This window comes from Williamsia phyllosphaerae (genome assembly GCF_014635305.1).
Classification (GTDB): Bacteria; Actinomycetota; Actinomycetes; order Mycobacteriales; family Mycobacteriaceae; genus Williamsia_A; species Williamsia_A phyllosphaerae.
On the sequence record NZ_BMCS01000003.1, the window covers coordinates 163,098 to 185,740 of the forward strand.

General features: G+C 69.1%; 20 protein-coding genes. 18 read left to right on the plus strand and 2 right to left on the minus strand.

What is annotated here, in order from left to right; genetic code table 11:
• Positions 1-33 precede the first annotated feature (33 nt).
• Together ectB and ectA are read right to left on the minus strand one after the other, a co-directional pair.
• Positions 34-1,287 (minus strand): diaminobutyrate--2-oxoglutarate transaminase, encoded by a 1,254-nt coding sequence (gene ectB / locus IEV93_RS19325; RefSeq protein ID WP_188492088.1) that lies wholly within the window; start codon positions 1,285-1,287, stop codon positions 34-36.
• 128 nt (positions 1,288-1,415) lie between these two features.
• On the minus strand, positions 1,416-1,934 hold the full coding sequence (gene ectA / locus IEV93_RS19330) for a diaminobutyrate acetyltransferase (RefSeq protein WP_188492090.1): 519 nt from the start codon (positions 1,932-1,934) through the stop codon (positions 1,416-1,418).
• A 170-nt stretch (positions 1,935-2,104) separates the two neighbouring features.
• On the opposite strand from ectA, the gene rsmD reads away from it, so the two are divergent.
• From rsmD to IEV93_RS19420, 18 genes are all read left to right on the plus strand, one after another.
• On the plus strand, positions 2,105-2,662 hold the full coding sequence (gene rsmD, locus IEV93_RS19335) for a 16S rRNA (guanine(966)-N(2))-methyltransferase RsmD (protein ID WP_371873867.1): 558 nt from the start codon (positions 2,105-2,107) through the stop codon (positions 2,660-2,662).
• A 49-nt stretch (positions 2,663-2,711) separates the two neighbouring features.
• Positions 2,712-3,188 carry a pantetheine-phosphate adenylyltransferase gene (gene coaD, locus IEV93_RS19340; RefSeq protein WP_188492094.1) on the plus strand — a complete coding sequence of 159 codons (477 nt, stop codon included), beginning with the start codon at positions 2,712-2,714 and terminating at the stop codon, positions 3,186-3,188.
• 156 nt (positions 3,189-3,344) lie between these two features.
• Positions 3,345-4,121 carry a DivIVA domain-containing protein gene (locus IEV93_RS19345; RefSeq protein WP_188492096.1) on the plus strand — a complete coding sequence of 259 codons (777 nt, stop codon included), beginning with the start codon at positions 3,345-3,347 and terminating at the stop codon, positions 4,119-4,121.
• 76 nt (positions 4,122-4,197) lie between these two features.
• Positions 4,198-4,815: a YceD family protein gene (locus IEV93_RS19350; RefSeq protein ID WP_229705341.1), complete on the plus strand. Its 618-nt coding sequence runs from the start codon at positions 4,198-4,200 to the stop codon at positions 4,813-4,815.
• A gap of 94 nt (positions 4,816-4,909) precedes the next feature.
• Complete coding sequence (gene rnc, locus IEV93_RS19355; RefSeq protein ID WP_188493202.1) at positions 4,910-5,617, plus strand: ribonuclease III; 708 nt, start codon at positions 4,910-4,912, stop codon at positions 5,615-5,617.
• 36 nt (positions 5,618-5,653) lie between these two features.
• Positions 5,654-6,589, plus strand: a complete 936-nt coding sequence (gene mutM, locus IEV93_RS19360) for a bifunctional DNA-formamidopyrimidine glycosylase/DNA-(apurinic or apyrimidinic site) lyase (protein ID WP_188492098.1) — start codon at positions 5,654-5,656, stop codon at positions 6,587-6,589.
• Positions 6,590-6,874: 285 nt separating this feature from the next.
• On the plus strand, positions 6,875-6,973 hold the full coding sequence (locus tag IEV93_RS19365) for a potassium-transporting ATPase subunit F (protein WP_188492100.1): 99 nt from the start codon (positions 6,875-6,877) through the stop codon (positions 6,971-6,973).
• The gene (gene kdpA, locus IEV93_RS19370) at positions 6,973-8,658 is read left to right on the plus strand and encodes a potassium-transporting ATPase subunit KdpA (protein ID WP_188492102.1); all 1,686 of its coding nucleotides are present in this window, start codon (positions 6,973-6,975) and stop codon (positions 8,656-8,658) included. The genes IEV93_RS19365 and kdpA overlap by 1 nt, the downstream gene beginning before the upstream one ends.
• Positions 8,655-10,760 (plus strand): potassium-transporting ATPase subunit KdpB, encoded by a 2,106-nt coding sequence (gene kdpB, locus IEV93_RS19375; protein WP_188492104.1) that lies wholly within the window; start codon positions 8,655-8,657, stop codon positions 10,758-10,760. Before kdpA ends, kdpB begins: the two co-directional genes overlap by 4 nt.
• Positions 10,761-10,763: 3 nt before the next feature.
• Complete coding sequence (locus tag IEV93_RS19380; protein ID WP_229705342.1) at positions 10,764-11,390, plus strand: potassium-transporting ATPase subunit C; 627 nt, start codon at positions 10,764-10,766, stop codon at positions 11,388-11,390.
• Positions 11,391-11,423: 33 nt separating this feature from the next.
• Positions 11,424-14,024, plus strand: coding sequence for a DUF4118 domain-containing protein (locus IEV93_RS19385; RefSeq protein WP_229705413.1), 2,601 nt, complete (start codon positions 11,424-11,426; stop codon positions 14,022-14,024).
• Positions 14,025-14,028: 4 nt separating this feature from the next.
• Positions 14,029-14,709: a response regulator gene (locus tag IEV93_RS19390; RefSeq protein WP_188493206.1), complete on the plus strand. Its 681-nt coding sequence runs from the start codon at positions 14,029-14,031 to the stop codon at positions 14,707-14,709.
• Between the two features lie 46 nt (positions 14,710-14,755).
• The gene (locus IEV93_RS19395) at positions 14,756-15,244 is read left to right on the plus strand and encodes an OsmC family protein (RefSeq protein ID WP_188492108.1); all 489 of its coding nucleotides are present in this window, start codon (positions 14,756-14,758) and stop codon (positions 15,242-15,244) included.
• A 44-nt stretch (positions 15,245-15,288) separates the two neighbouring features.
• A complete protein-coding gene (locus tag IEV93_RS19400) occupies positions 15,289-15,558 on the plus strand; it encodes an acylphosphatase (RefSeq protein ID WP_188492110.1) in 270 nt (89 codons plus the stop codon).
• 85 nt (positions 15,559-15,643) lie between these two features.
• Positions 15,644-19,246 (plus strand): chromosome segregation protein SMC, encoded by a 3,603-nt coding sequence (gene smc / locus IEV93_RS19405; protein WP_188492112.1) that lies wholly within the window; start codon positions 15,644-15,646, stop codon positions 19,244-19,246.
• 12 nt (positions 19,247-19,258) lie between these two features.
• On the plus strand, positions 19,259-20,689 hold the full coding sequence (gene ftsY / locus IEV93_RS19410) for a signal recognition particle-docking protein FtsY (protein WP_188492114.1): 1,431 nt from the start codon (positions 19,259-19,261) through the stop codon (positions 20,687-20,689).
• A 225-nt stretch (positions 20,690-20,914) separates the two neighbouring features.
• A complete protein-coding gene (locus IEV93_RS19415; RefSeq protein ID WP_188493208.1) occupies positions 20,915-22,297 on the plus strand; it encodes an ammonium transporter in 1,383 nt (460 codons plus the stop codon).
• A 4-nt stretch (positions 22,298-22,301) separates the two neighbouring features.
• Entirely contained in the window at positions 22,302-22,640 is a 339-nt protein-coding gene (locus IEV93_RS19420; RefSeq protein ID WP_188492116.1) for a P-II family nitrogen regulator, read from the plus strand.
• Positions 22,641-22,643 lie beyond the last annotated feature (3 nt).

Genomic DNA, 22,643 nt, shown 5'->3' on the forward strand with positions numbered 1-22,643 from the left:
CGGTCGTGAGGCGGTTCGGCGTCGAACGGCGGGTCAGCTGACCTGTGCGGTCGCCGTCGCCAGGATGTCGAGACCCTGCTCGAGCTCGTCGTGGGTGATGGTCAGCGGCGGGAGCAGCTTGACCACCTGGTCGGACGGGCCGGCGGTCTCGGTCAGGAGGTGGTTGTCGAACGCGAGCTGGCAGACCTTGCCCGCCTGGCCCGGCGCCTCGAAGACGAGACCCTGGGCCATACCGCGGCCTCGGGTGCTGACGCCCTCGTGCTTGTTCGACAGCTCGGTGAACACCTCGTGGATGCGGTTGCCCTTGGCGATCGTCTCCTTCTCGAAGGCGTCGTCGGACCAGAAATGGTCGACCGCGGCCTTCGCCGTGACGAACGACGGGTTGTTGCCGCGGAAGGTGCCGTTGTGCTCGGCCGGCTCCCAGATGTCGAGGTCACGCCTGAACAGGGTGAGTGCCATCGGCAGGCCGTAGCCACCGATCGACTTCGACAGCGTGACGATGTCGGGGGTGATGCCGGCGATCTCGAACGAGAAGAACGGTCCGGTACGGCCACAGCCCATCTGCACGTCGTCGACGATGAGCAGGATGTCGTGCCGCTTGCACAGGTCGGCGAGACCACGCAGCCACTCGGCGCGGGCGACATTGACGCCACCTTCGCCCTGCACGGTCTCCACGATGACGCCGGCCGGCTTGTTGAAACCGCTGCCGGAGTCCTCGAGCACCCGCTCGAACCAGCCGAAGTCCTGCATCTCGCCGTCGAAGTAGTCGTCGTAGGGCATCGGGGTGGTGTGCACCAGCGGCACACCGGCACCCGCACGCTTGAACGCGTTGCCGGTGACCGACAGGGCGCCGAGCGTCATCCCGTGAAAGGCGTTGGTGAAGTTGATGATCGCCTCGCGGCCGGTCACCTTGCGGGCCAGCTTCAGCGCGGCCTCGACGGTGTTGGTGCCGGTGGGGCCGGGGAACATCACCTTGTAGTCGAGATTGCGCGGCATCAGGATCGTGTCCTGGAACGTTTGCAGGAACTCACCCTTGGCGATGGTCGACATGTCGAGCCCGTGGGTGATGCCGTCGCCCGCCATGTATTCGAGGAGGGCCTCTTTGAGCACCGGGTGGTTGTGCCCGTAGTTCAGGGCTCCGGCGCCTGCGAAGAAGTCGAGGTATTTGTGGCCGTCACGGTCGGTGAGCCACGAACCGGAGGCGGTGGCGAACACGGCCGGCCAGCCGCGGCTGTAACTGCGGACCTCGGACTCGCGCTCGGCGAAGATGCTGTCGGAAAAAGTCATGGTGAATCCCTGGGTCGAGAGGCGGGGGAGCGGCGTTGCGTGCTCGGTCCCGTGGAAGTGTGCGGACGGGTCATGGTCGGCGACGGTGCTCGACGGTGACCGCACACGGGCTGTGACGTACGGAGAGGTCAGGTCCGGGGCGCGATGGTGTACAGATCCTCGGGCTCGTGCGAGTCCGGGAAGACCTCGGGTGCGAAGTAGTCGCGACGGGTGATCGTCATGCCGCGACGCTCGGCGAACCGGGTGAACAGTGCCTGCGACGCGTCGTTGTCGGGGCTGATCGTGGTCTGCATCCGCGTGATCGCGTCGCCCTCGACCCGGTCCATCAGCGCGGTCAACATGCGGCCGGCGAGGCCGAGTCCGCGCTGGTCGGCATCGACGGCGACCTGCCAGACCATCACGGTGTCGGGCGCCTGCGGACGGACGTACCCGGTGACGAAACCGACCACCTTCCCATCGACCTCGGCGACGACCGAGGTGCGCGAGTAATCCTGGCACCACAGCACGTAGGAGTAGCTCGAGTTGAGGTCCAGGACCTCCGAGTCACGGGCGATCTCCCAGAGGCGGACGCCGTCGGAGACGTCGGGCGCACGGAAGGTCACCTCGGGTGAAGGGGTCAGGGTCGCACTCATCTGTGTGGGGGTCATGTCATCAATGAAGTTAACAACGGGTCACAGCGATGTCACCCAGGATCGGATATTTGCAGGTAAAAGCGCTACTAAGGGCCAGTACAACACGTCTTTGTGAGTCCCGTCACCTTTGCGTCCGTCCGGGGCCGCCGACGTGTCCGTGTTCGACACGTACGACAATGACCGGCGTGAGGATCATCGCGGGTCTGGCCGGTGGACGCGTCATCGCCGCACCGCCTGCGGGCACCCGTCCCACGTCGGATCGCGTCCGCGAGTCGCTCTTCGGGATCCTCGACTCCCGGGTCGGGTTGGACGGCCTGCGGGTTCTCGATCTCTACGCGGGTTCGGGTGCTCTCGGTCTCGAGGCGGTGTCCCGAGGGGCCGCGCACGCGACCCTGGTCGAATCCGACGCCCGGGCGGCCTCGACCATCGCCTCGAACGTGACCGCGACCGCGCTGCCGTCCGCGGCGTTCTCCGTCCTGCGGCGTCGGGTCGAGATCGTGGTGGGGTCGCAGGCGCCCGACGCCTTCGACGTCGTGCTGCTCGATCCGCCCTATGCGCTCGACGGCGCGGCGGTCTCGGCGAATCTGTCCGGACTGCTCGCCCACGGGTGGTTGTCGTCGGACGCGGTCGTCGTCGTCGAGCGCTCGGCGCGGTCGGCGCCGACCGAGTGGCCGGCCGGGCTGGAGTCCTATCTGTCCCGGACCTACGGCGAGACCCGGGTCGACATCGCCACCGTCACCTAGCTGACGTCGACGGGTCGGGTCGCCGCCGACCTCCTGCTAGCTTGACCCCATGCCTGGCGCCGTCTGCCCCGGATCGTTCGACCCGCTCACGCGCGGCCACCTCTACGTGATCGAGCGGTGCGCCGCCCGCTTCTCCGAGCTCGTCGTCACGGTGACGATCAACCCCGCGAAGAAGGGGATGTTCAGCATCGACGAGCGGGTCTCGTTGATCGAGGAGTGCACAGCCCATCTGCCCACGGTCCGGGTGGACCGCTGGGAGGGGTTGCTCGTCGACCATCTGCGTGAGAACGACCTCGGCACGATCGTCAAGGGTCTGCGCAGCACGGTCGACTTCTCCTACGAAGTGCCGATGGCCCAGATGAACCGAGATCTGACCGACGTCGAGACCTTCTTCATGTTGACCGATCCGCAGTGGTCGCACGTGTCGAGTTCGCTGGTAAAGGAGGTCGCCCGTCTCGGCGGCGATGTCCAGCCGTTCCTGCCGCCCCCGGTGTACGCCGCGCTGCGCGCCAAGCTCGATTCCTGACCGGCGACGACGCCGAGCCGACCGCGCACGGTCGGCAGCTCCCGACACGCCCGGTGAGATGCCGCGAAAATCGAGTAACAGTGGGCACACTGGTCACAGAAACAACACCAATCACTCGAGTAGGGGTTCAACCCCGAGCGGGAAACAGAGGTAGCTGTGTATCGAGTATTCGAAGCTCTGGACGAACTGGGTGCGATCGTCGAGGAGGCGCGTGGCGTCCCGATGACCGCCGGCTGCGTCGTCCCACGCGGTGACGTGCTGGAACTCCTCGACGACGTGAAGGACTCGATCCCCGCGGAACTCGACGACGCCCAGGACGTCCTCGATCAGCGCGACAAGCTGGTCGGCGACGCCCGTGATCACGCCGAGAGCGCGATCACGGAGGCGACCTCGCAGGCCGACGCCATGGTGTCGCACGCCCGCGCCGAGGCCGACCGGATCCTGTCCGAGGCGAAGTCGCAGGCCGACCGCATGGTCGCCGAGGCACAGGCCCACTCCACCGATGTGGTCTCCGAGGCCAACGCCGACGCCCAGCGCACCGCCGCGGGCGCCGCTCGCGAGTTCGAGGCCGTCACCGGTCGCGCACGCGCCGAGGCCGCTCGCATGATCGAGTCCGGCAACAGCAGCTACGAGAAGTCGGTCGCCGACGGCATCGCCGAGCAGCAGCGACTCGTCTCCGAGACCGAGGTCGTCGCGGCCGCCAAGTCCGAGGCCGACCGCATCATCGACGCCGCCCACGCCGAGTCCGATCGTCTGCGCGGCGAGTGCGACGTCTACGTCGACAACAAGCTGGCCGACTTCGAAGAGGTCCTCACCGGCACGATGCGTTCGGTCAACCGTGGTCGTCAGCAGCTGCGCACGGGTGCGGGTGTACACGACTACAACGAGCACCCGCGCGCCGGGATGGAGTTCCCGACCGGAGTGGCGGTCTGACCGCTCGTCTCGTGTCGAGCACCGACGGATCGGGTGGGTTCGTCTGTCCTGGCCCATCGGCGTACCGTGGTGATTCGTGTCCGATCAGCGTCTTCGTACCCATTCCGCGGTGACCCCCTTCGTGCTCGACATCCGGTCCCTGGGCCGGCGTGCCGGGTCGATGGCGCAGGTGCACCGGACCGTCTCGGTCGATCGTTCCATCGGGCTGGATCTGATCGCGATCCCGTCCGACAGTGACATCGACCTCGACCTGCGTCTCGAGGCCGTCGCCGAGGGCGTGCTCGTCACCGGGACGGTGAGCGGCGACACCGCCGGCCAGTGCGCGCGATGTCTCGAACCGCTCGGCGGCACGGTCAACGTGTTCCTGACCGAGCTGTTCGCCTATCCCGACAGCGTCACCGATCAGACCACCGACGCCGACGACATCCACCGCATCTCCGACGATCAGCTCGATCTCGAGCAGGCGGTCATCGATGCCGTCGGTCTCGACCTCCCGATGGTGCCGCTGTGCCGCGACGACTGTCGCGGACTGTGCCCCGACTGCGGGGTGCGGCTGGACAACGCCGATCCCGAGCACCATCACGAGAAGATCGACCCGCGATGGGCCGCCCTGCAGGATCTCGTGACCGACGGCGACCCTGCCACCGACGGCGACGCGGCCGCCACCGACACCGGCCCGGACACGTCGCGATGACGGGACGGGTGGAGTGACCCGGAATGCTCCCGTGACCGCCGGCGAACCGCGCCCCATCGGCGACGCGCAGTCGGCCCCGGCGCCGGCGGCCCCTGTGCTCGTCGTCGATCCCGCGCCCCTGCTCGAGGCGGTCGGGGTGTCGATCCGGCACGATCTGCTCGTGCTGGCGTTGACCCACCGTTCCTACGCCTACGAGAACGGCGGACTGCCCACCAACGAGCGTCTCGAGTTCCTCGGCGACTCGGTACTCGGTGTGGTCATCACCGAGGAGCTCTACCTCACCCACCCCGATCGTCCCGAGGGGGAGCTGGCCAAGATCCGGGCCAGCGTCGTCAACATGTACGCCCTCGCCGACATCGCGCGGGGGCTGGGCGAGGGTGGCCTCGGACGCCATCTGCTGCTGGGTCGCGGTGAGGAACTCACCGGCGGCCGCGACAAGGCGAGCATCCTGGCCGACGGGATGGAGTCCATCCTGGGTGCGGTCTACCTCGACCACGGCTTCGAGACTGCGCGTCAAGTGGTCTCGGCGTTGTTCGCGGCATCGATGCAGCGCGCGGCGATGATGGGCGCCGGACTGGACTGGAAGACCTCCCTGCAGGAGCTCACCGCGGCTCGCGGACTCGGCGTCCCGACCTACCAGATCACCTCGATCGGGCCCGATCACAGCAAGGAGTTCACCGCCACCGCGCTCGTCGCGGGCGATGCTCTGGGCGTCGGTGTCGGGCGGACGAAGAAAGAAGCCGAGCAGAAGGCGGCCGCCACCTCCTGGCAGGCGATCACCGAGTCGGGTTCTGCCACCTAGTGGTCGTCATCGCCTCCCGCTCCATCGCAGGCGGACATGCCTGAACTTCCCGAGGTCGAGGTCGTACGTCGCGGACTCGACTCGCACGCCGTCGGGCGCACCATCGATTCGGTCACCGTGCTCCACCCCCGCGCGGTCCGCCGTCACCTGCCCGGCGCCGACGACCTGTCCGGGGTGTTGGCCGGCGCCACCATCCGCGCCGCGCGCCGTCGTGGCAAGTATCTGTGGCTCGACCTGCACCGACCGGATGTGGCCCAGAGGGCCTCTGTCCCGGTCGATTCCGCGGTCCCCGACCCGCCCGCCGACTCCTCCGACCTGGCGCTGGTGATCCATCTCGGCATGAGCGGTCAGATGCTGGTGACCTCACCGGACGCCCCGGACCCCGTGCACCTGCGGGTGCGGGCGCAGCTCGGCGACGGGATGGAACTCCGGTTCGTCGACCAACGGACCTTCGGTGGCTGGTTCCTCGACGCCTACTCCGACGACCCGGATCCGGCGCTCGCCGACATCCCGACCACCATCGCCCACATCGGCGCCGATCCCTTCGACCCGCTCTTCGATCCCGCCTCGGTGGTGGCCGCATGGCGGACGAAGCACACCGAGATCAAGCGCGCGCTCCTCGACCAGACCCTGGTCAGTGGCGTCGGCAACATCTATGCCGACGAGGCGTTGTGGCGCAGCAAGATCCATGGCGCACGGATGACCGACGAGCTCGGTCCGCGCAAGCTGCGGTCGCTGCTCGACGCCGCGCGGCAGGTGATGTCGGAGGCGTTGGAGTCGGGGGGCACCTCGTTCGACGCGCTCTACGTCAACGTCAACGGGCAGTCCGGCTACTTCGAACGGTCGCTCAACGCCTACGGGCGTGAGGGGCAGCCGTGTCGGCGGTGCGGTCGGTTGATGCGTCGCGAGCAGTTCATGAACCGCAGCTCGTTCAGTTGCCCGAAGTGTCAGGTTCGTCCCCGAGGGGTGTGATCGCGACGCGCCATGTTTTTCGCATGGCGAACGATACGCGACGATCGGGTTCGTCGGCGTATGGATGTCGTCAAGACCGCAGGTGAGCGCGTCGAGAGCGCGTTAACGCGGCCTGCTGCGCCCGATCGGTGAGACACGATCGGACTCGCGAACCGGACCATCGCGGGTCCGGCGCTCGAGTCGACTGGGAGATCGCGTGACGGACCTGATTTTCGTGCTCATCATCCTCGGGATGTTCGGTGCCTGCGCGCTCGTGCTGCGCGCGGTGTCGAGCCGGGTCTCGCGATGACCGCCTCCGGGACGGTCAACGTCATCCTGCTGGTGATCGCCGTCGTCGTCGCGCTGTACCTGCTCACCGCGCTCGTGTTCCCCGAGAAGTTCTGATGAATCCTGCTCTTGCAGCGGCACTGCAGATCGCGGCGGTGGTGGTCGTCCTGGCGCTGGCCTACGTACCGCTCGGCGATTACATGGCCCGCGTGTTCACCAGCACCCACGATGTCGCGCCGGAACGCTGGTTCTACCGCATCGTGCGGGTCGACCCCGGTCGCAAGCAGACGTGGGTTGCCTATGCCGCCGCGTTGCTCGGCTTCTCACTCGTCAGTGTGCTGTTCCTGTATGTCCTGCAGCGCATCCAAAGTCATCTGCCGATGTCCGGCGGGCGGCCTGCGGTGCCGAGTTCGATGGCGTTCAACACCGCGGTCTCGTTCGTCACCAACACCAACTGGCAGTCCTACTCGCCCGAGGCGGTGATGGGGAACCTGACCCAGGCCGGTGGGCTCGCGGTGCAGAACTTCCTCTCGGCCGCCGTCGGACTCGCGGTCGCCGTCGCCCTGGTGCGCGGCATCGTCTCGAAGGTCAGCACCGGTGAGATCGGCAACTTCTGGGTCGACCTCGTCCGCGGCAGCATCCGGATCCTGTTGCCGCTCAGTGTCCTGTTCGCGATCCTGTTCCTCACCCAGGGGGTCGTGCAGTCGTTCCACTCCGGATTCGACTTCACCGGGCTCGACGGCAACCGGGGTCACGGGGTGCTCGGTCCGTTCGCCTCCCAGGAGGCCATCAAGGAACTCGGCACGAACGGCGGTGGCTCGCTGGCCACCAACTCCGCGCACCCGTTCGAGAACCCGACGCCGTTGAGCAACATCGCCCAGATCATCGCCATCCTGATCATCCCGGTCTGCCTGACCCGCACCTACGCGACGATGGTGGGCGACCGTCGCCAGGGCTTCACCATCCTCGGCGTCATGGCCACACTGTTCGCGATCATCCTGTCGATCACCTGGGCCTTCGAGGAGCGCACCAACGGTGTCGCCGCACGGGCGGCCGGGGCGATGATGGAAGGCAAGGAGCAGCGCTTCGGGATACCTGCCTCGGTGCTCTACGCAGTGGCGACCACCGGTACCTCGACCGGAGCCGTCAACTCCCAGCACGACAGTTTCTCCGCCGCCGGCGGCGGGGCGCTCATCTGGAACATGCTGCTCGGCGAGGTCGCACCCGGCGGAGTGGGCACGGGGCTGTACGGGATGTTGGTGCTGGCCATCATCGCGGTGTTCGTCGGCGGGCTGCTCGTGGGCCGCACCCCGGAATTCCTCGGCAAGAAGATCGGTCAACTCGAGATCACCATGGCCGCACTGTCGATCCTGGTGATGCCCGCACTCGTCCTCGTCGGCACCGCGATCACCGCGATCCTCCCGTCGACCACCTCGTTCCAGGGCAACGGCGGTGACCCGGGTTCCCCGGGCTCGATCCACGGCTACTCGGAGATCCTCTACGCCTTCGCCTCGGCGTCGAACAACAACGGCAGCGCGTTCGGCGGATTGACCGTCACCAGCGACTGGTTCCAGATCGCGCTGGGTGTGGCGATGCTGTTCGGTCGATTCCTGCCGATCATCTTCACTCTCGCGCTGGCCGGACTGCTGGCCCGCCAGAAGGCCAAGCCGATCTCCACGGCCACCCTGCCCACCCACGGCCCGCTGTACGGAGGCCTGCTGACCGGCACCGTCCTGCTGGTCGCCGGACTTACGTTCTTCCCGGCGCTCGCGCTGGGCCCGATCGCGGAGGCGCTCGCATGACCATCACCGATTCCCCGACGCCGGAGACGGCGGTGTCGTCGGCCCCGTCCGACGACATGGCGGGCAGCGGGGCGTTCTCGCCCACCCAACTCGTCCGGGCCGTCCCGGACGCGCTGCGCAAGTTCACCCCGCGCGACCAGGCCCGCAACCCGGTCATGTTCGTGGTCTACCTGGGGGCGATCGTCACCACCGTGCTGGCCGTCGCGGAACCGTCCTGGTTCTCGTGGGCCATCGCGTTCTGGCTCTGGTTCACCTCGCTGTTCGCCAACCTCGCCGAGGCCGTCGCCGAGGGGCGCGGCAAGGCGCAGGCGGCGAGCCTGCGGAAGGTCAAGCAGGACACGACCGCCCGGCGGCTCGGTGCCGACGACGAGATCACCGAGATCTCCGGGGCGGACCTGGTGATCGGCGACCGCATCGTGGTCGAGGCCGGTGAGGTGATCGCCGGCGACGGCGACGTCGTCGAGGGGATCGCGACGGTGGACGAGTCGGCGATCACCGGCGAATCCGCACCGGTGATCCGTGAGTCCGGCGGCGACCGGTGCGCGGTGACCGGTGGGACCGTGGTGCTCTCGGACCGGATCGTCGTGAAGATCACCACCTCACCGGGGGAGTCCTTCGTCGACCGGATGATCGCACTCGTCGAGGGCGCGTCGCGCAAGAAGACACCCAACGAGATCGCCCTGGACATCCTGCTGGCGAGCCTCACGGTCATCTTCCTGCTGGCGGTGGTCGCCGTCGGACCGTTGCAGCAGTACGCCGGTTCGACACCGGATCCGGTGAAGTTGATCGCGCTCCTGGTGTGTCTGATCCCGACCACGATCGGCGCCCTGCTGTCGTCCATCGGCATCGCGGGCATGGACCGGTTGGTGCAACGCAACGTGCTCGCGATGTCGGGTCGTGCCGTGGAGGCGGCCGGCGACATCGACACCCTGCTGATGGACAAGACCGGGACGATCACGTTCGGCAACCGGCGGGCCACCGCGCTGGTCCACGCCCCGGGTGTGTCCGTCGACGAGATCGCCGCCGCGGCATGCCGATCCAGCCTGGGTGACGACACCCCCGAGGGGCGCAGCATCATCGACCTGTGTCGTGAGCGCTATGGCGTCGACGTCGAGTCCGTGCGACCCGCGCCGGGCTCGGCGACCATCGTGCCGTTCACCGCACAGACCCGCATGAGCGGTCTCGACATCCCCGAGGAGGGCGACCTCGCCATCCGCAAGGGGGCCGCCGACGCCGCGATCCGGTGGGCCCGCGAGGGCGGCACCGCCGTCGACGACGCGGTGACCGCAGCGGTGGACGAGATCGCCGCCGGCGGCGGGACCCCGCTGGTCGTGGCCGACCGCCTCGGTGACGCGCCGGTACGCATCCTGGGTGTCATCGCGCTGTCCGACGTCGTCAAACCCGGTATCGCCGAACGCTTCGCGCAACTGCGGGCGATGGGCATCCGGACGGTGATGGTCACCGGTGACAACCCGAGGACCGCGGCTGCCATCGCCGCCGAGGCCGGCGTCGACGACTTCATCTCCGAGGCCACCCCCGAGGACAAGCTCGCGCTGATCAAGACCGAGCAGTCCGGTGGGCGCCTCGTGGCCATGACCGGCGACGGCACCAACGACGCCCCCGCGCTCGCGCAGGCGGATGTGGGGTTGGCGATGAACACCGGCACGTCGGCGGCCAAGGAGGCGGGCAACATGGTCGACCTCGACTCCGACCCGACCAAGTTGATCGACGTCGTCGCGATCGGCAAGCAGCTGTTGATCACGCGTGGTGCGTTGACGACCTTCTCGCTGGCCAACGATCTCGCCAAGTACTTCGCGATCCTGCCCGCACTGTTCAGCGGCATCTATCCGCAGCTCGACGACCTCAACGTGATGCGTCTGCACTCGGCGGCCTCGGCCATCACCTCGGCCGTCATCTTCAACGCGCTGATCATCATCGCGCTGATCCCGCTGTCGTTGAAGGGCGTCCGCTACCGACCGAGTTCGGCGTCGAAGCTGCTGGGCCGCAACCTCGCGGTCTACGGCCTCGGCGGGGTCGTGTCCCCGTTCGTCGGCATCTGGCTCATCGACCTCGTCGTCCGTTTTCTCCCGGGAATGGGGTAGCACGTGCTCATCATCAAACAGGTTCTGCGACAGTCGATCGTCGGTCTCGCCGTGCTCGTGGGACTCACCGTCGTGCTCGGTGCGGCCTATCCCGCGGCGGTGTGGGGCATCTCCCGGATCGGCAGTGCGTCGGCCGAGGGATCGACGGTCACCGACGCCCGCGGGTGCGTCGTCGGTTCGTCGTTGCTCGGCGTCGACCTCACGGCGCCGGCGGGACGCCCGGACCCCTACCTGCACTCACGGGTGGTCGGATCGGCCGATGACCCGTTCGCCCCGGGTGACCCGTCGGCGTCCGCGGCGAGCCAGCAGGGACCCAACAGTGAACTCCTCGCGAAGAACATCGACGCCCGGCGCGATGCCATCGCCGTCCGTGAGGGCGTCGCCCCCTCCGCGGTCCCGGTCGACGCGGTGACGGGGTCGGGTTCCGGTGTCGACCCGGACATCAGCGAGGCCTATGCGGCACTGCAGGTCCCGCGGTTGGCGCGGGTCAACGGCCGGTCGGTCGCCGACGTCGAGGCCATCGTCGCGCGGCACACCTCCGATCGGCAGTTGGGGTTCCTCGGGCAGGCGCGGGTCAACGTCCTCGAGGTCAACATCGACCTCGGCCTGCTGGCACCGAGGTGCGGGTAGCGGGTCGTCGTGGGGCAGGAGAAAGATCAGGTGGTGTCCACCCGATCAACAGATCCGTCGCCACCGGCGGCACGCGGCGCCGGTGAGCCGGCCGAGAAGCGCGGGACGTTGCAGATATTCCTCGGCTGCGCGCCCGGCGTGGGCAAGACCTACGAGATGCTGGCGCAGGCGGCCACGCTGGCGGTCGAGGGCGCCGACGTCGTCGCGGCGATCGTCGAGACCCACGGTCGTAGCGGTACCGCCCGGATGCTCGAGGGCATCGAGACCGTCCCGACCACCCCGGTGCACTACCGCGGCACCGTGCTCGACGAACTCGATCTGCCCGCGGTCCTCGAGCGGGCGCCCGACGTCGTGCTCGTCGACGAACTCGCGCATTCCAACGCCCCCGGCGGCGCCAACGCCAAGCGCTGGGAGGACATCCGCGACATCCTCGACGCGGGGATCGACGTGCTGTCGACGGTCAACATCCAGCATCTCGAGAGTCTGAACGACGTCGTCGCCCAGATCACCGGGGTGACGCAACGCGAGACCGTTCCCGACGACGTGGTCCGGGCCGCCGATCAGGTCGAACTGGTCGACATCGCGCCCGAGGCGCTGCGCCGGCGTCTGTCGGCGGGCAAGGTCTACCCCGGCGAACGCATCCAGGGCGCACTGGTCAACTACTTCCGGCAGGGCAACCTGACGGCGCTGCGCGAACTCGCCCTGCTGTGGCTCGCCGACCGCGTCGACGACTCGCTCGCCGACTACCGCGCCGAGCACGCCATCACCGACACCTGGGAGACCCGCGAACGGGTGGTCGTGGCCGTCACCGGTGGGCCGGAGTCGGCGACCCTGCTGCGGCGGGCCAGCCGCATCGCCTCACGGTCGAGCGCGGAGCTGATCGCGGTGCACGTCATCCGCGGCGACGGCCTGCTCGACCGGTTGTCCGGCGAGCTCCCGTCGCTGTCGGATCTCGCCGCCGGGTTCAACGCCCGGATCCACACCGTGGTCGGCGACTCGATCCCGGAGACCCTCCTGGACTTCGCCCGGGGAGTGAACGCCACCCAGCTCGTGATGGGGACGTCGCGACGATCGCGGTGGCAGCGCCTCGTCGACGAGGGGACCGGTGCGGGCGTGGTGCGGATGTCGGGGAAGATCGACGTCCACATGGTGACCCACGATCAGGAGCGGCAACGCAACCCGCTCGACATCCGAGAGACCCGCTTCCACCGCCCCCTGAGCTGGATGCTGGCGGTGGTGGTGCCGTGCGCGGCCGCCGCGGCGCTGTTCGGGCTCGACCGGTGGCTCGGCTTCGCCAGCGAGACCGCCGTGTTCTTCGTCGTCGTGCTCGCCATCTCGATGCTCGGCGGTGTCGGGCCCGCGGCGCTGACGGCGATCGCGTCGGGGCTGCTGCTCAACTTCTTCTTCACCGATCCGCGCTACACGTTCACCATCGACAGCGTCGAGAACCTCTCCACCATCGTGGTGATGTTGCTGATCGCCATCGCGGTCGCCGCACTCGTCGATTCCGCGACGGTGCGTCGACGTGAGGCCACCCGTGCGGCGGGGGAGGCCGAACTGCTCGCCACGTTCGCGGGCGCGGTGCTCAGCGGACAGAGCCTCGACAAGCTGTTGGAGTTGGTCCGCGAGACCTTCGACCAGCAGTCGGTGTCGGTCGTGCGGATCGACGACGGGTCGTCGGTGCCGGTGGTCGAGAACGCCGTCGGCGTCGACCCCGCCACGACACCGTCCGAGGCCGACACGGTCTGCACGGTGCCGTCCGGCCCCTTCGTCCTGCTGCTGCGGGGGCCCGCGGTCGGTGGACGGGATCGTCGCGTGCTGACCGCTGTGGCCTCGCAGGCCGCCGGCGTCGTCGAACGCAGGCGCCTCGCCGAGGAGGCCTCGAGTGCCAAGGCCCTGGCCGAGACCGACCGGCTGCGTCGCGCACTGTTGTCGGCGGTGAGCCACGACCTGCGGACCCCGCTCGCCGCGGTGAAGGCGGCCGCCTCGAGCCTGCGCAGCACCGACGTCTCGTTCTCCGCCGAGGACACCGCGGAACTGCTCGCCACGATCGAGGAGTCGACCGACCACCTGTCGGCGCTGGTCGGCAACCTGTTGGACTCCTCGCGGCTGGCCGCCGGGGTGGTGCGTCCGCAGATGCGGACGGTCTACCTCGCCGAGGTCGTCGGTCGAGTCCTGGTCGGGATGTCGACGTATGACATCCGCCAGGTCAACCGCGTCGAGATCGGCGTCCGCGACATCGCCGTACACGCCGATTCTGTTCTGCTCGAACGCGTCCTGGCCAACCTCATCGACAACGGTCTGCGCCACGGCGGCGACGGGCCGGTGCAGGTGACCGCGGAGATCACCGCCGCCGACCCCCGGCGCGTCCTGATCGGGGTCGTCGACCACGGCGAGGGGATCCGACCGCACGACCGTGAACAGATCTTCGCGGCCTTCCACCGGCTCGGTGATCAGAACACGAGTTCCGGTGTCGGGCTGGGACTGTCGGTGGCCCAAGGGTTCACCGAGGCCATGGGGGGAGCGCTCGACGCGCACGACACCCCCGGCGGCGGGTTGACCCTGGTGGTCGACCTCCCCGCCGACCCCGATCCCATCGAAGGAGCCGACGGTGTCGCAACCACAGACCGATGAGCACGTGCGGGTTCTCGTCGTCGACGACGAACCGCAGATCCTGCGCGCGCTGCGGATCAATCTCAAGGCCCGCGGTTTCGAGGTGACCACCGCATCGACCGGCGCGGGTGCGCTACGCGCCGCCGCCCAGACCAACCCGCAGGTCGTCGTCCTCGATCTCGGGTTGCCCGACATCGACGGGTTCGAGGTGCTCTCCGGCCTGCGCGGGTGGACCACCGTGCCGGTGATCGTGCTGTCGGCCCGCACCGACGCAGCCGACAAGGTGCAGGCCCTCGACGCCGGTGCCGATGACTACGTCACCAAACCCTTTGGCATGGAGGAACTCCTGGCGCGACTGCGGGCGGCGGTGCGTCGCGCGAGTGCGCCGACGCCGGGCCTGGAGGAGCCTGTCGTCGACGCGGGGTCGTTCGTGGTCGACCTGCGGGCCAAGCGCGTGCGGCGCGACGGTACCGACGTCCACCTCACCCCGACCGAGTGGGGAGTGCTGGAGATGCTGGTCCGCAACGAGGGCAAGCTCGTCGGGCAGCGCGAGCTCCTGCACGAGGTGTGGGGACCGTCCTACGACTCGCAGACCCATTATCTGCGTGTCTATCTCGCCGGACTGCGCCGCAAGCTGGAGTCCGATCCCGCCCACCCGACGCACCTGCTCACCGAGGCGGGCATGGGATACCGCTTCGTCCGCTGAGCGGTACGACGGAATGCGGTCACCGGCCGCGGTGTTCAATCGTCGTATGACGACGAGCCCAGACAGCACCGACCCGACTGCTCCGGACACCGCCGGGGCGACGCGGCTGTGGGTCGAGCGCACCGGCACCCGCCGATACATCGGGCGGAGCTCCCGCGGCGCGGAGGTGCTCGTGGGTTCGGAGGGCGTCGAGGGGGTCTTCACCCCCGGCGAGCTGCTGAAGATCGCGCTCGGTGCGTGCACGGGCATGAGTTCCGACGCCCCCCTGTCGCGCCGCCTCGGCGACGACTACGACGCGACGGTGCGCGTCAGCGGAGCCGCGGACCGCGACAACGAGGTCTACCCCCGTCTCGAGGAGGTCCTCGAACTCGATCTGTCCGCTCTCGACGCCGACACCGCCAAGCGATTGCTGGTGGTGGTCGAACGCGCCGTCGACGCGGCCTGCACGGTGGGTCGCACCCTCAAGGCGGGCACCGAGGTCGGCCTCACGATCGAGCCCGGCTCCTCCGGCATGATCCGGAGGGTCGCCGAGTGAGAATCGAGCGGAGCGAGGATCGGAGCGAGAGCGGGCCCTCCGGCATGTCACGCTTGACGGCCTGGGTGCACGGACACGTCCAAGGCGTCGGCTTCCGGTGGTGGACGCGATCGCGAGCGCTCGAACTCGGACTGGTCGGCTACGCCGCGAACCAGGCGGACGGACGCGTCCTGGTCGTCGCCGAGGGGACCGAGACGAACGTGCACCGCCTGCTCGACCTGCTGCGCTCTGACACCACACCGGGCACGGTCGACCTCGTGGTCGAGGAGTTCGGCGCGCCCGTGGGCGACCTGACGGGGTTTGCGGAACGCTGAGCGACACCGCGGTGAACACCGCGGCAACACCCGCGCGACCACGAGTGATGATGACCGTCGCACCACATGGGTAATCTCTACCGTCGTGCACCTCAAGAGCCTGACGCTGAAGGGATTCAAGTCCTTCGCGTCGGCCACCACCCTGAAGTTCGAACCGGGGATCACCTGTGTCGTCGGACCGAACGGTTCCGGCAAGTCCAACGTGGTGGACGCGCTGAGCTGGGTGATGGGTGAGCAGGGCGCCAAGGCGCTGCGCGGCGGCAAGATGGACGACGTCATCTTCGCAGGCACCTCCGGTCGCCCTCCGCTGGGTCGGGCCGAGGTCACGCTGACCATCGACAACGCCGACGGTGCGCTGCCCATCGACTACTCCGAGGTCTCGGTCACCCGCCGCATGTTCCGCGACGGCGCCGGCGAATACGAGATCAACGGCAGCTCGTGCCGCCTGATGGACGTGCAGGAACTGCTCAGCGACTCCGGTATCGGCCGAGAGATGCACGTCATCGTCGGCCAGGGACGTCTCTCGGCCATCCTCGAGTCCCGTCCCGAGGACCGCCGCGCGTTCATCGAGGAGGCCGCGGGCGTCCTCAAACACCGCAAACGCAAAGAAAAGGCGGTCCGCAAACTCGAGTCGATGCAGGCCAACCTCGCCCGCCTCGGTGACCTCACCGACGAACTCCGCCGCCAGCTCAAACCCCTCGGACGGCAGGCCGAGGTCGCCCGCCGGGCGCAGACGGTCCAGGCCGACCTCCGCGACGCCCGCCTGCGCCTCGCCGCCGACGATCTCGTCACCCTGCGCAGCGCCATGGCCGATCAGAGCGCCGTCGAGGCCGCCATCCGTGAGCAGTCCGACCTCGTGGCCGCCGAGCTCGACACCGCGACCGCGGAGATGAACCGGCACGAGGCCGACGTCGCCGCGATCGTGCCCGCCGCCCAGTCCGCGGCCGCGTCCTGGTTCCGGCTGTCGGCGCTGGCCGAGCGCGTCGACGCCACCCGCCGGGTCGCCGCCGAACGCACCCGACACCTCTCGCAGCCGGTCGTCGGCGGGGACGGGCGCGACCCCGACGAGATGGAGATGCAGGCCGAGGCGGCCGCCGAACAGGAGGCCATGCTCGACGAGGCCGTCGTGACCGCCGACGCAGCCCTCGAGGCCACCCGCGGCGCGCTCGTGGGTGCCGAATCCGCCGCCGCCGCCGCGGAGAAGGCGCACATGGACGCCGTGCGTGCGGTGGCCGACCGACGTGAGGGCCTCGTCCGCCTCGAGGGTCAGGTCACCAATCTCACGACCCGCGCCGAGTCCACCGACGCCGAAGCCGCCCGCCTGTCGGCCGCGATCGCCGACGCCACCCTGCGGGCCGAGGAGGCCCAGGCGGAGTTCGACGCCGTCTCGGCGACCGTCGCCGACCTCGACGCCGGCGAACTCGGCCTCGACGAACACCACGAGCGCAGCGTCACCGCGCTCAACCACGCCAACGAGCGGGTCGCCGAACTGCAGGCCGCCGAACGCACCGGTGAACAACGGGTCGCCTCGCTGACCGCGCGGATCGAGGCACTCACGACGGGGCTGCACCGCAAGGACGGCGGCGCGTGGCTGCTGTCCAACGGTGTCGACGGACTGCTGGGCACGCTGGTCGATCTGCTGCGTGTCGACGCCGGATTCGAGGCCGCCATCGCCGCCGCGCTGGGGCCCGCCGTCGACGCGGTCGCCGCGAAGGACCTCTCGACCGCACGAACGGCGTTGTCGGCGTTGAAGTCCGCCGACGGCGGCCGCGCCGCACTGATGATCGGCGGTCTGACCGCACCCACCCCCGCCGATCGGGACACCCTGCCCCCCGGTGCGCGGTGGGCGTCGCAGGTCCTCTCGGCCCCCGACGACCTGCGTGGCGCGGTGTCGCTGCTGCTCGCCGAGACCGTCGTCGCCGACGACGAGAGGATCGCCGAGGCGGTCGCCCGCGAAGCCCGGGAACGAGGGCGTCGCCTCGACGTGGTCACCCTCGACGGCGATGTCCTGGGCCCGGGGTGGATCAGCGGTGGCTCCGATCGTCGTCCGTCGACCCTCGAGGTGCAGGCCGACATCGACTCGGCGAAAGCCGATCTGGTGATCGAGCAACACAAACGCGAACAGGTCGGGGCCGCGTTGTCGGGGGCGCTCGCCGAGCAGGAGAGCCGACGCCAGTCCGCCGACGACGCGCTGGCCGCCCTGCACGAGTCCGATGCCGCCGTCGGAGCGGTCTACGAACAGCTCGCCCGCCTCGGGCAGACCGCCCGCGCGGCCCACGACGAGGCGACGCGCCTCACCGGTCAACGCGCGGGAGTCGAAGCAGGGCGCGCGGCGACGCTCGCCGAGCTCCAGGAGATGGAGGACCGGCTGCGCGCGGCCCGCGCCCGGCCCGACGACTCCGACGACGGCGACGAGGGCGCCGACACCGAGCGCGTGGCCGCGGCCGCCGCGGTGTCGATGGCCCGCGCGGCCGAGACCGATGCGCGTCTGACCCTGCGGACCGCGGAGGAGCGCCTCGCGTCGGTCCGCGGGCGTGCCGACTCGCTGCGCCGTGCCGCGGCGGCGGAACGCGAATCCCGGGCCCGCGCCGAACGACAGAACCGCGCACGCGCCCACGCCGCCGAGGTCGCCCACGCGGTGGTCGCCGCGGCCGACGAGATCTCCGAACGGCTCGTCGACGCCGTCGCGCAGGCGCAGACCGCCCGCGACGAACTCGAGGCCGCACGCACGCACCGATCGGCCCAGCTCGACGCCGTCCGCAGACAGGTCGCCGAGCTGACCACGACGATGGCCCGCCTGCGTGACGAACTCCACCGCGACGAGGTCGCGGGGGCGCAGGCCGCTCTGCGGGTCGAGCAGCTCGAGGAGCAGATCTCGTCGACCTACGCGATCGGTCTGGAGGACCTGGTCACCGAATACGGTCCGGACGTCGAGATGCCGCCCAGCGACCTCGAGATGACCGAGTACCACCAGGCGGTCGAGCGTGGCGAGATCGTCGTCGCCCCCACACCTCTGCGCTACCACCGAGCCACGCAGGAGGCGCGCGCCAAGCGTGCGCAGCGCGACCTGAACACCCTGGGCAAGGTCAACCCCCTGGCCCTGGAGGAGTTCGCCGCTCTCGAGGAGCGCTACACCTTCCTGTCCACCCAGCTCGAGGACGTCCGCAGCGCCCGTCGGGACCTGCTCGAGGTCGTCGAGGACGTCGACGCGAAGATCCTGCAGGTGTTCAGCGAGGCCTACGCCGACGTCGAGCGTGAGTTCGCGGAGGTCTTCACGACCCTGTTCCCCGGCGGCGAGGGACGGCTGTTCCTGACCGACCCGGCCAACATGCTCACCACCGGCATCGAGGTGGAGGCGCGGCCGCCGGGCAAGAAGGTCAAACGACTGTCGCTGCTCTCCGGAGGCGAGAAGTCGCTGACCGCGGTGGCGATGCTGGTCGCCATCTTCCGGGCCCGGCCGTCACCGTTCTACGTGATGGACGAGGTCGAGGCCGCGCTGGACGACACCAACCTGAGGCGCCTCATCCGGCTGTTCGAGCAGCTGCGGGAGCGGTCGCAGCTGATCGTCATCACCCACCAGAAGCCCACCATGGAGATCGCCGATGCTCTGTACGGCGTGAGCATGCAGGGAGACGGCATCACCACGGTGATCTCGCAGCGGCTGCGAGGCGTCGACGTCACCTCCTGACAGACTGTTGGGGTGAACACCGAAATCATCATCGGCATCGTCGTGGCCGTCGTCGTGGTCGCGCTGCTCGTCCTCGTCGTCGGCCTCGTCCGTGCCCGTCGCAGGCGTATCTCGCTGCGTGACACCGCAGGCGATCCCACACAGACCGGCCCGCGCGAGGTCGACCGGTCCGGCGGCTACACCGCGGGCGGCGGGTTCAGCTTCAGCCAGGGTGGCGGCGCGACGGCGACACCGACCGCACCGGCCCCCGGTGAGAAGCCCACGACCCCCGACCGCGGCGAGTGGGCGGACCTGCCCGAGCGCACCGAGACCGACGGCCAACCCGGTGTCGGTGACGATGCCGCCATCCCACGGGATTCCGCACAGCGCGGCATGACCGACCTGTCGCTGCCCGACCCCGACCTGTACGACCCGCCCGCGACCCCGCAGGACCCCGACACCGAGGTCGACGACGGCACCACCGCGCCCGATGACCTCTCCGGCCTCACCGAGGCGCCGGCACCGGTCCGGATCGACGAGATCGCCCCGGTCGACGGCCGCCTGCACCGCCTACGGGGACGTCTCGCGCGGTCGCAGGGCGTGTTCGGCAAGGGCGTGCTCGGACTGCTCGGTGGTGGCGACCTCGACGAGGACTCGTGGGAGGAGGTGGAGGACACCCTGCTCTCGGCCGACCTCGGCAGCGCGACCACGACCGCCGTCGTCGACCGCCTGCGCGCCGAACTGGCCACCGCGAGCGTCCGCAGCGCGGCCGAGGTCCGCGAACTCCTGCGCTCGGTGCTCGTCGCCGCACTGCTGCCCGACCTGGACCGGTCGGTGCACGCCCTGCCGCACGCCGACACCCCCGCGGTGTTGCTGGTGGTCGGTGTCAACGGCACCGGCAAGACCACCACGGTCGGCAAGCTCGCCCGCGTGTTGGTCGCCGACGGTCGCCGCGTCGTCCTCGGTGCGGCGGACACGTTCCGTGCCGCCGCGGCCGATCAGCTGCAGACCTGGGGCGAACGCGTCGGCGCGACCGTCGTGCGCGGACGCGAGGGTGCCGACCCGGCCTCGGTGGCGTTCGACGCCGTGGCCGCGGGAGTCGCCGACGGCGTCGACGTGGTCGTCATCGACACCGCGGGCCGACTGCACACCAAGACCGGTCTGATGGACGAGCTCGGCAAGGTCAAGCGCGTCATCGAGAAGAAGACGAAGGTCGACGAGGTGTTGCTGGTCCTCGACGCCACCACCGGACAGAACGGCATGGCGCAGGCCAAGGTGTTCGCCGACGTCGTCGACATCACCGGCGTGGTCCTGACGAAGCTCGACGGCACCGCCAAGGGCGGCATCGTCTTCCACGTCCAACACGAGCTCGGTGTGCCGGTGAAACTGGTGGGACTGGGGGAGGGCGCCGACGACCTCGCGCCCTTCGAACCGGGCGCGTTCGTCGACGCCCTGCTGGGCTGAACCCTTCTGTCCGATTCGCCCGGATCATGGTGATTTGCGCTGCGAACGGGTTTTCCCACCTGGGGGGATACGTGGACGAAATATATGAAGCGGTTCCGTTCACGCTCGCGAAACATGTAATCGCCATCGCTGAAACATCCGGATAGGAACCTTCTCGCAGATCGAAGCCGCGGCGCCTCGTCGCGGTGCACACATCGAGGAGGATTTAGGGTGGCTTACCCCGTAATGGGTGTCCCGGATACCGGTGACACCGCCTGGATGCTCGCGAGCGCTGCGCTCGTGTTGCTGATGACCCCGGGACTGGCGTTCTTCTACGGCGGCATGGTCCGCGCGAAGAACGTCCTCAACATGATCATGATGAGCGTCACCGCCATGGGCATCGTGACCGTGCTCTGGGCGCTGTACGGCTTCTCGTTCGCCTTCGGCGACGACAAGGGTGGCGTGATCGGTGATCCCGGACAGTACCTCGGGCTCAAGGGTGTGATCGGCGGGAACGGCGCCGCAGCCGTGGCTGCAGACGCGGCGAGCGGGACCGAGGCGTCGGATGCCGTCAACATCCCGCTGTTCGGCACCCTGCCTCTCTCGGTGTTCGTGGTCTTCCAGCTCATGTTCGCGATCATCACCGTGGCCCTCGTGTCCGGAGCGGTCGCCGACCGCATGAAGTTCAGTGCGTGGGCGGCCTTCACGGTCCTGTGGTCGACCATCGTCTACTTCCCGGTCGCCCACTGGGTCTTCGCCTTCGACGGTTACACGGGCGAGCACGGCGGCTGGATCGCCAACAAGCTCAAAGCGATCGACTTCGCGGGTGGTACCGCGGTCCACATCAATGCCGGTGTCGCCGGCCTGGTGCTCGCGATCATCCTCGGCAAGCGTCGGGGTTGGCCCAAGACGGCGATGCGACCGCACAACCTCCCGTTCGTGATGCTCGGCGCGGGTCTCCTGTGGTTCGGCTGGTACGGCTTCAACGCAGGCTCGGCGACATCGTCCAACGGCACCGCGGGCACCACCTTCCTCACCACCACGGTGGCCACCGCGGCCGCGATGCTCGCCTGGCTGGTCGTCGAGGTCATCCGTGACGGTCACGCGACCTCGCTCGGCGGTGCATCCGGTGTCGTCGCCGGCCTGGTCGCCATCACCCCGTCGTGTTCCTCGGTGAACGTGCTCGGCGCCCTGATCATCGGTGTCGTCGCCGGCGCGATCTGCGCCCTGGCGGTCGGACTGAAGTTCAAGCTCGGCTTCGACGATTCGCTCGACGTCGTCGGCGTCCACCTCGTCGGCGGTCTGATCGGCACGCTGATGGTAGGACTCGTTGCGACACACCAGGCCCCGGCTGCGGTCGACGGCCTGTTCTACGGCGGCGGAGTCGATCAACTGTGGCGCCAGGCGGTCGGTGCTTTCGCCGTGCTCGGCTACTCCGCGGTCGCTACTGCCATAATTGCCTTGATCATCAAGTACACCATCGGTCTCCGTATCGATCCCGAGGGTGAGGCCGAAGGTGCAGACGAGTCGCAACACGCCGAATCCGCTTACGACTTCGCTGCTCTGGGTGGTAGTTCCGGAAGTAGCGCATTGAGCCAGAGCACCGTCGCTGTTGGCAAGGAGGGATGAGCAAGTGAAGCTGATCACAGCAATCGTCAAGCCGTTCACGTTGGAGGACGTCAAGGCCGGGCTCGAGCAGGCCGGTGTCCTCGGTATGACGGTCAGCGAGGTCCAGGGCTACGGCCGGCAGAAGGGCCACACCGAGGTCTACCGCGGTGCGGAGTACTCGGTCGACTTCGTGCCCAAGGTCCGCGTCGAGGTCGTCGTCGACGACGGTGCCGTGGACAAGGTCGTCGACGTGATCGTCGAGGCCGCACGGACCGGCAAGATCGGTGACGGCAAGGTCTGGGTGTCGCCGGTGGACTCGGTCGTCCGCGTCCGTACCGGCGAGCGCGGCTCGGACGCGCTGTAGAGA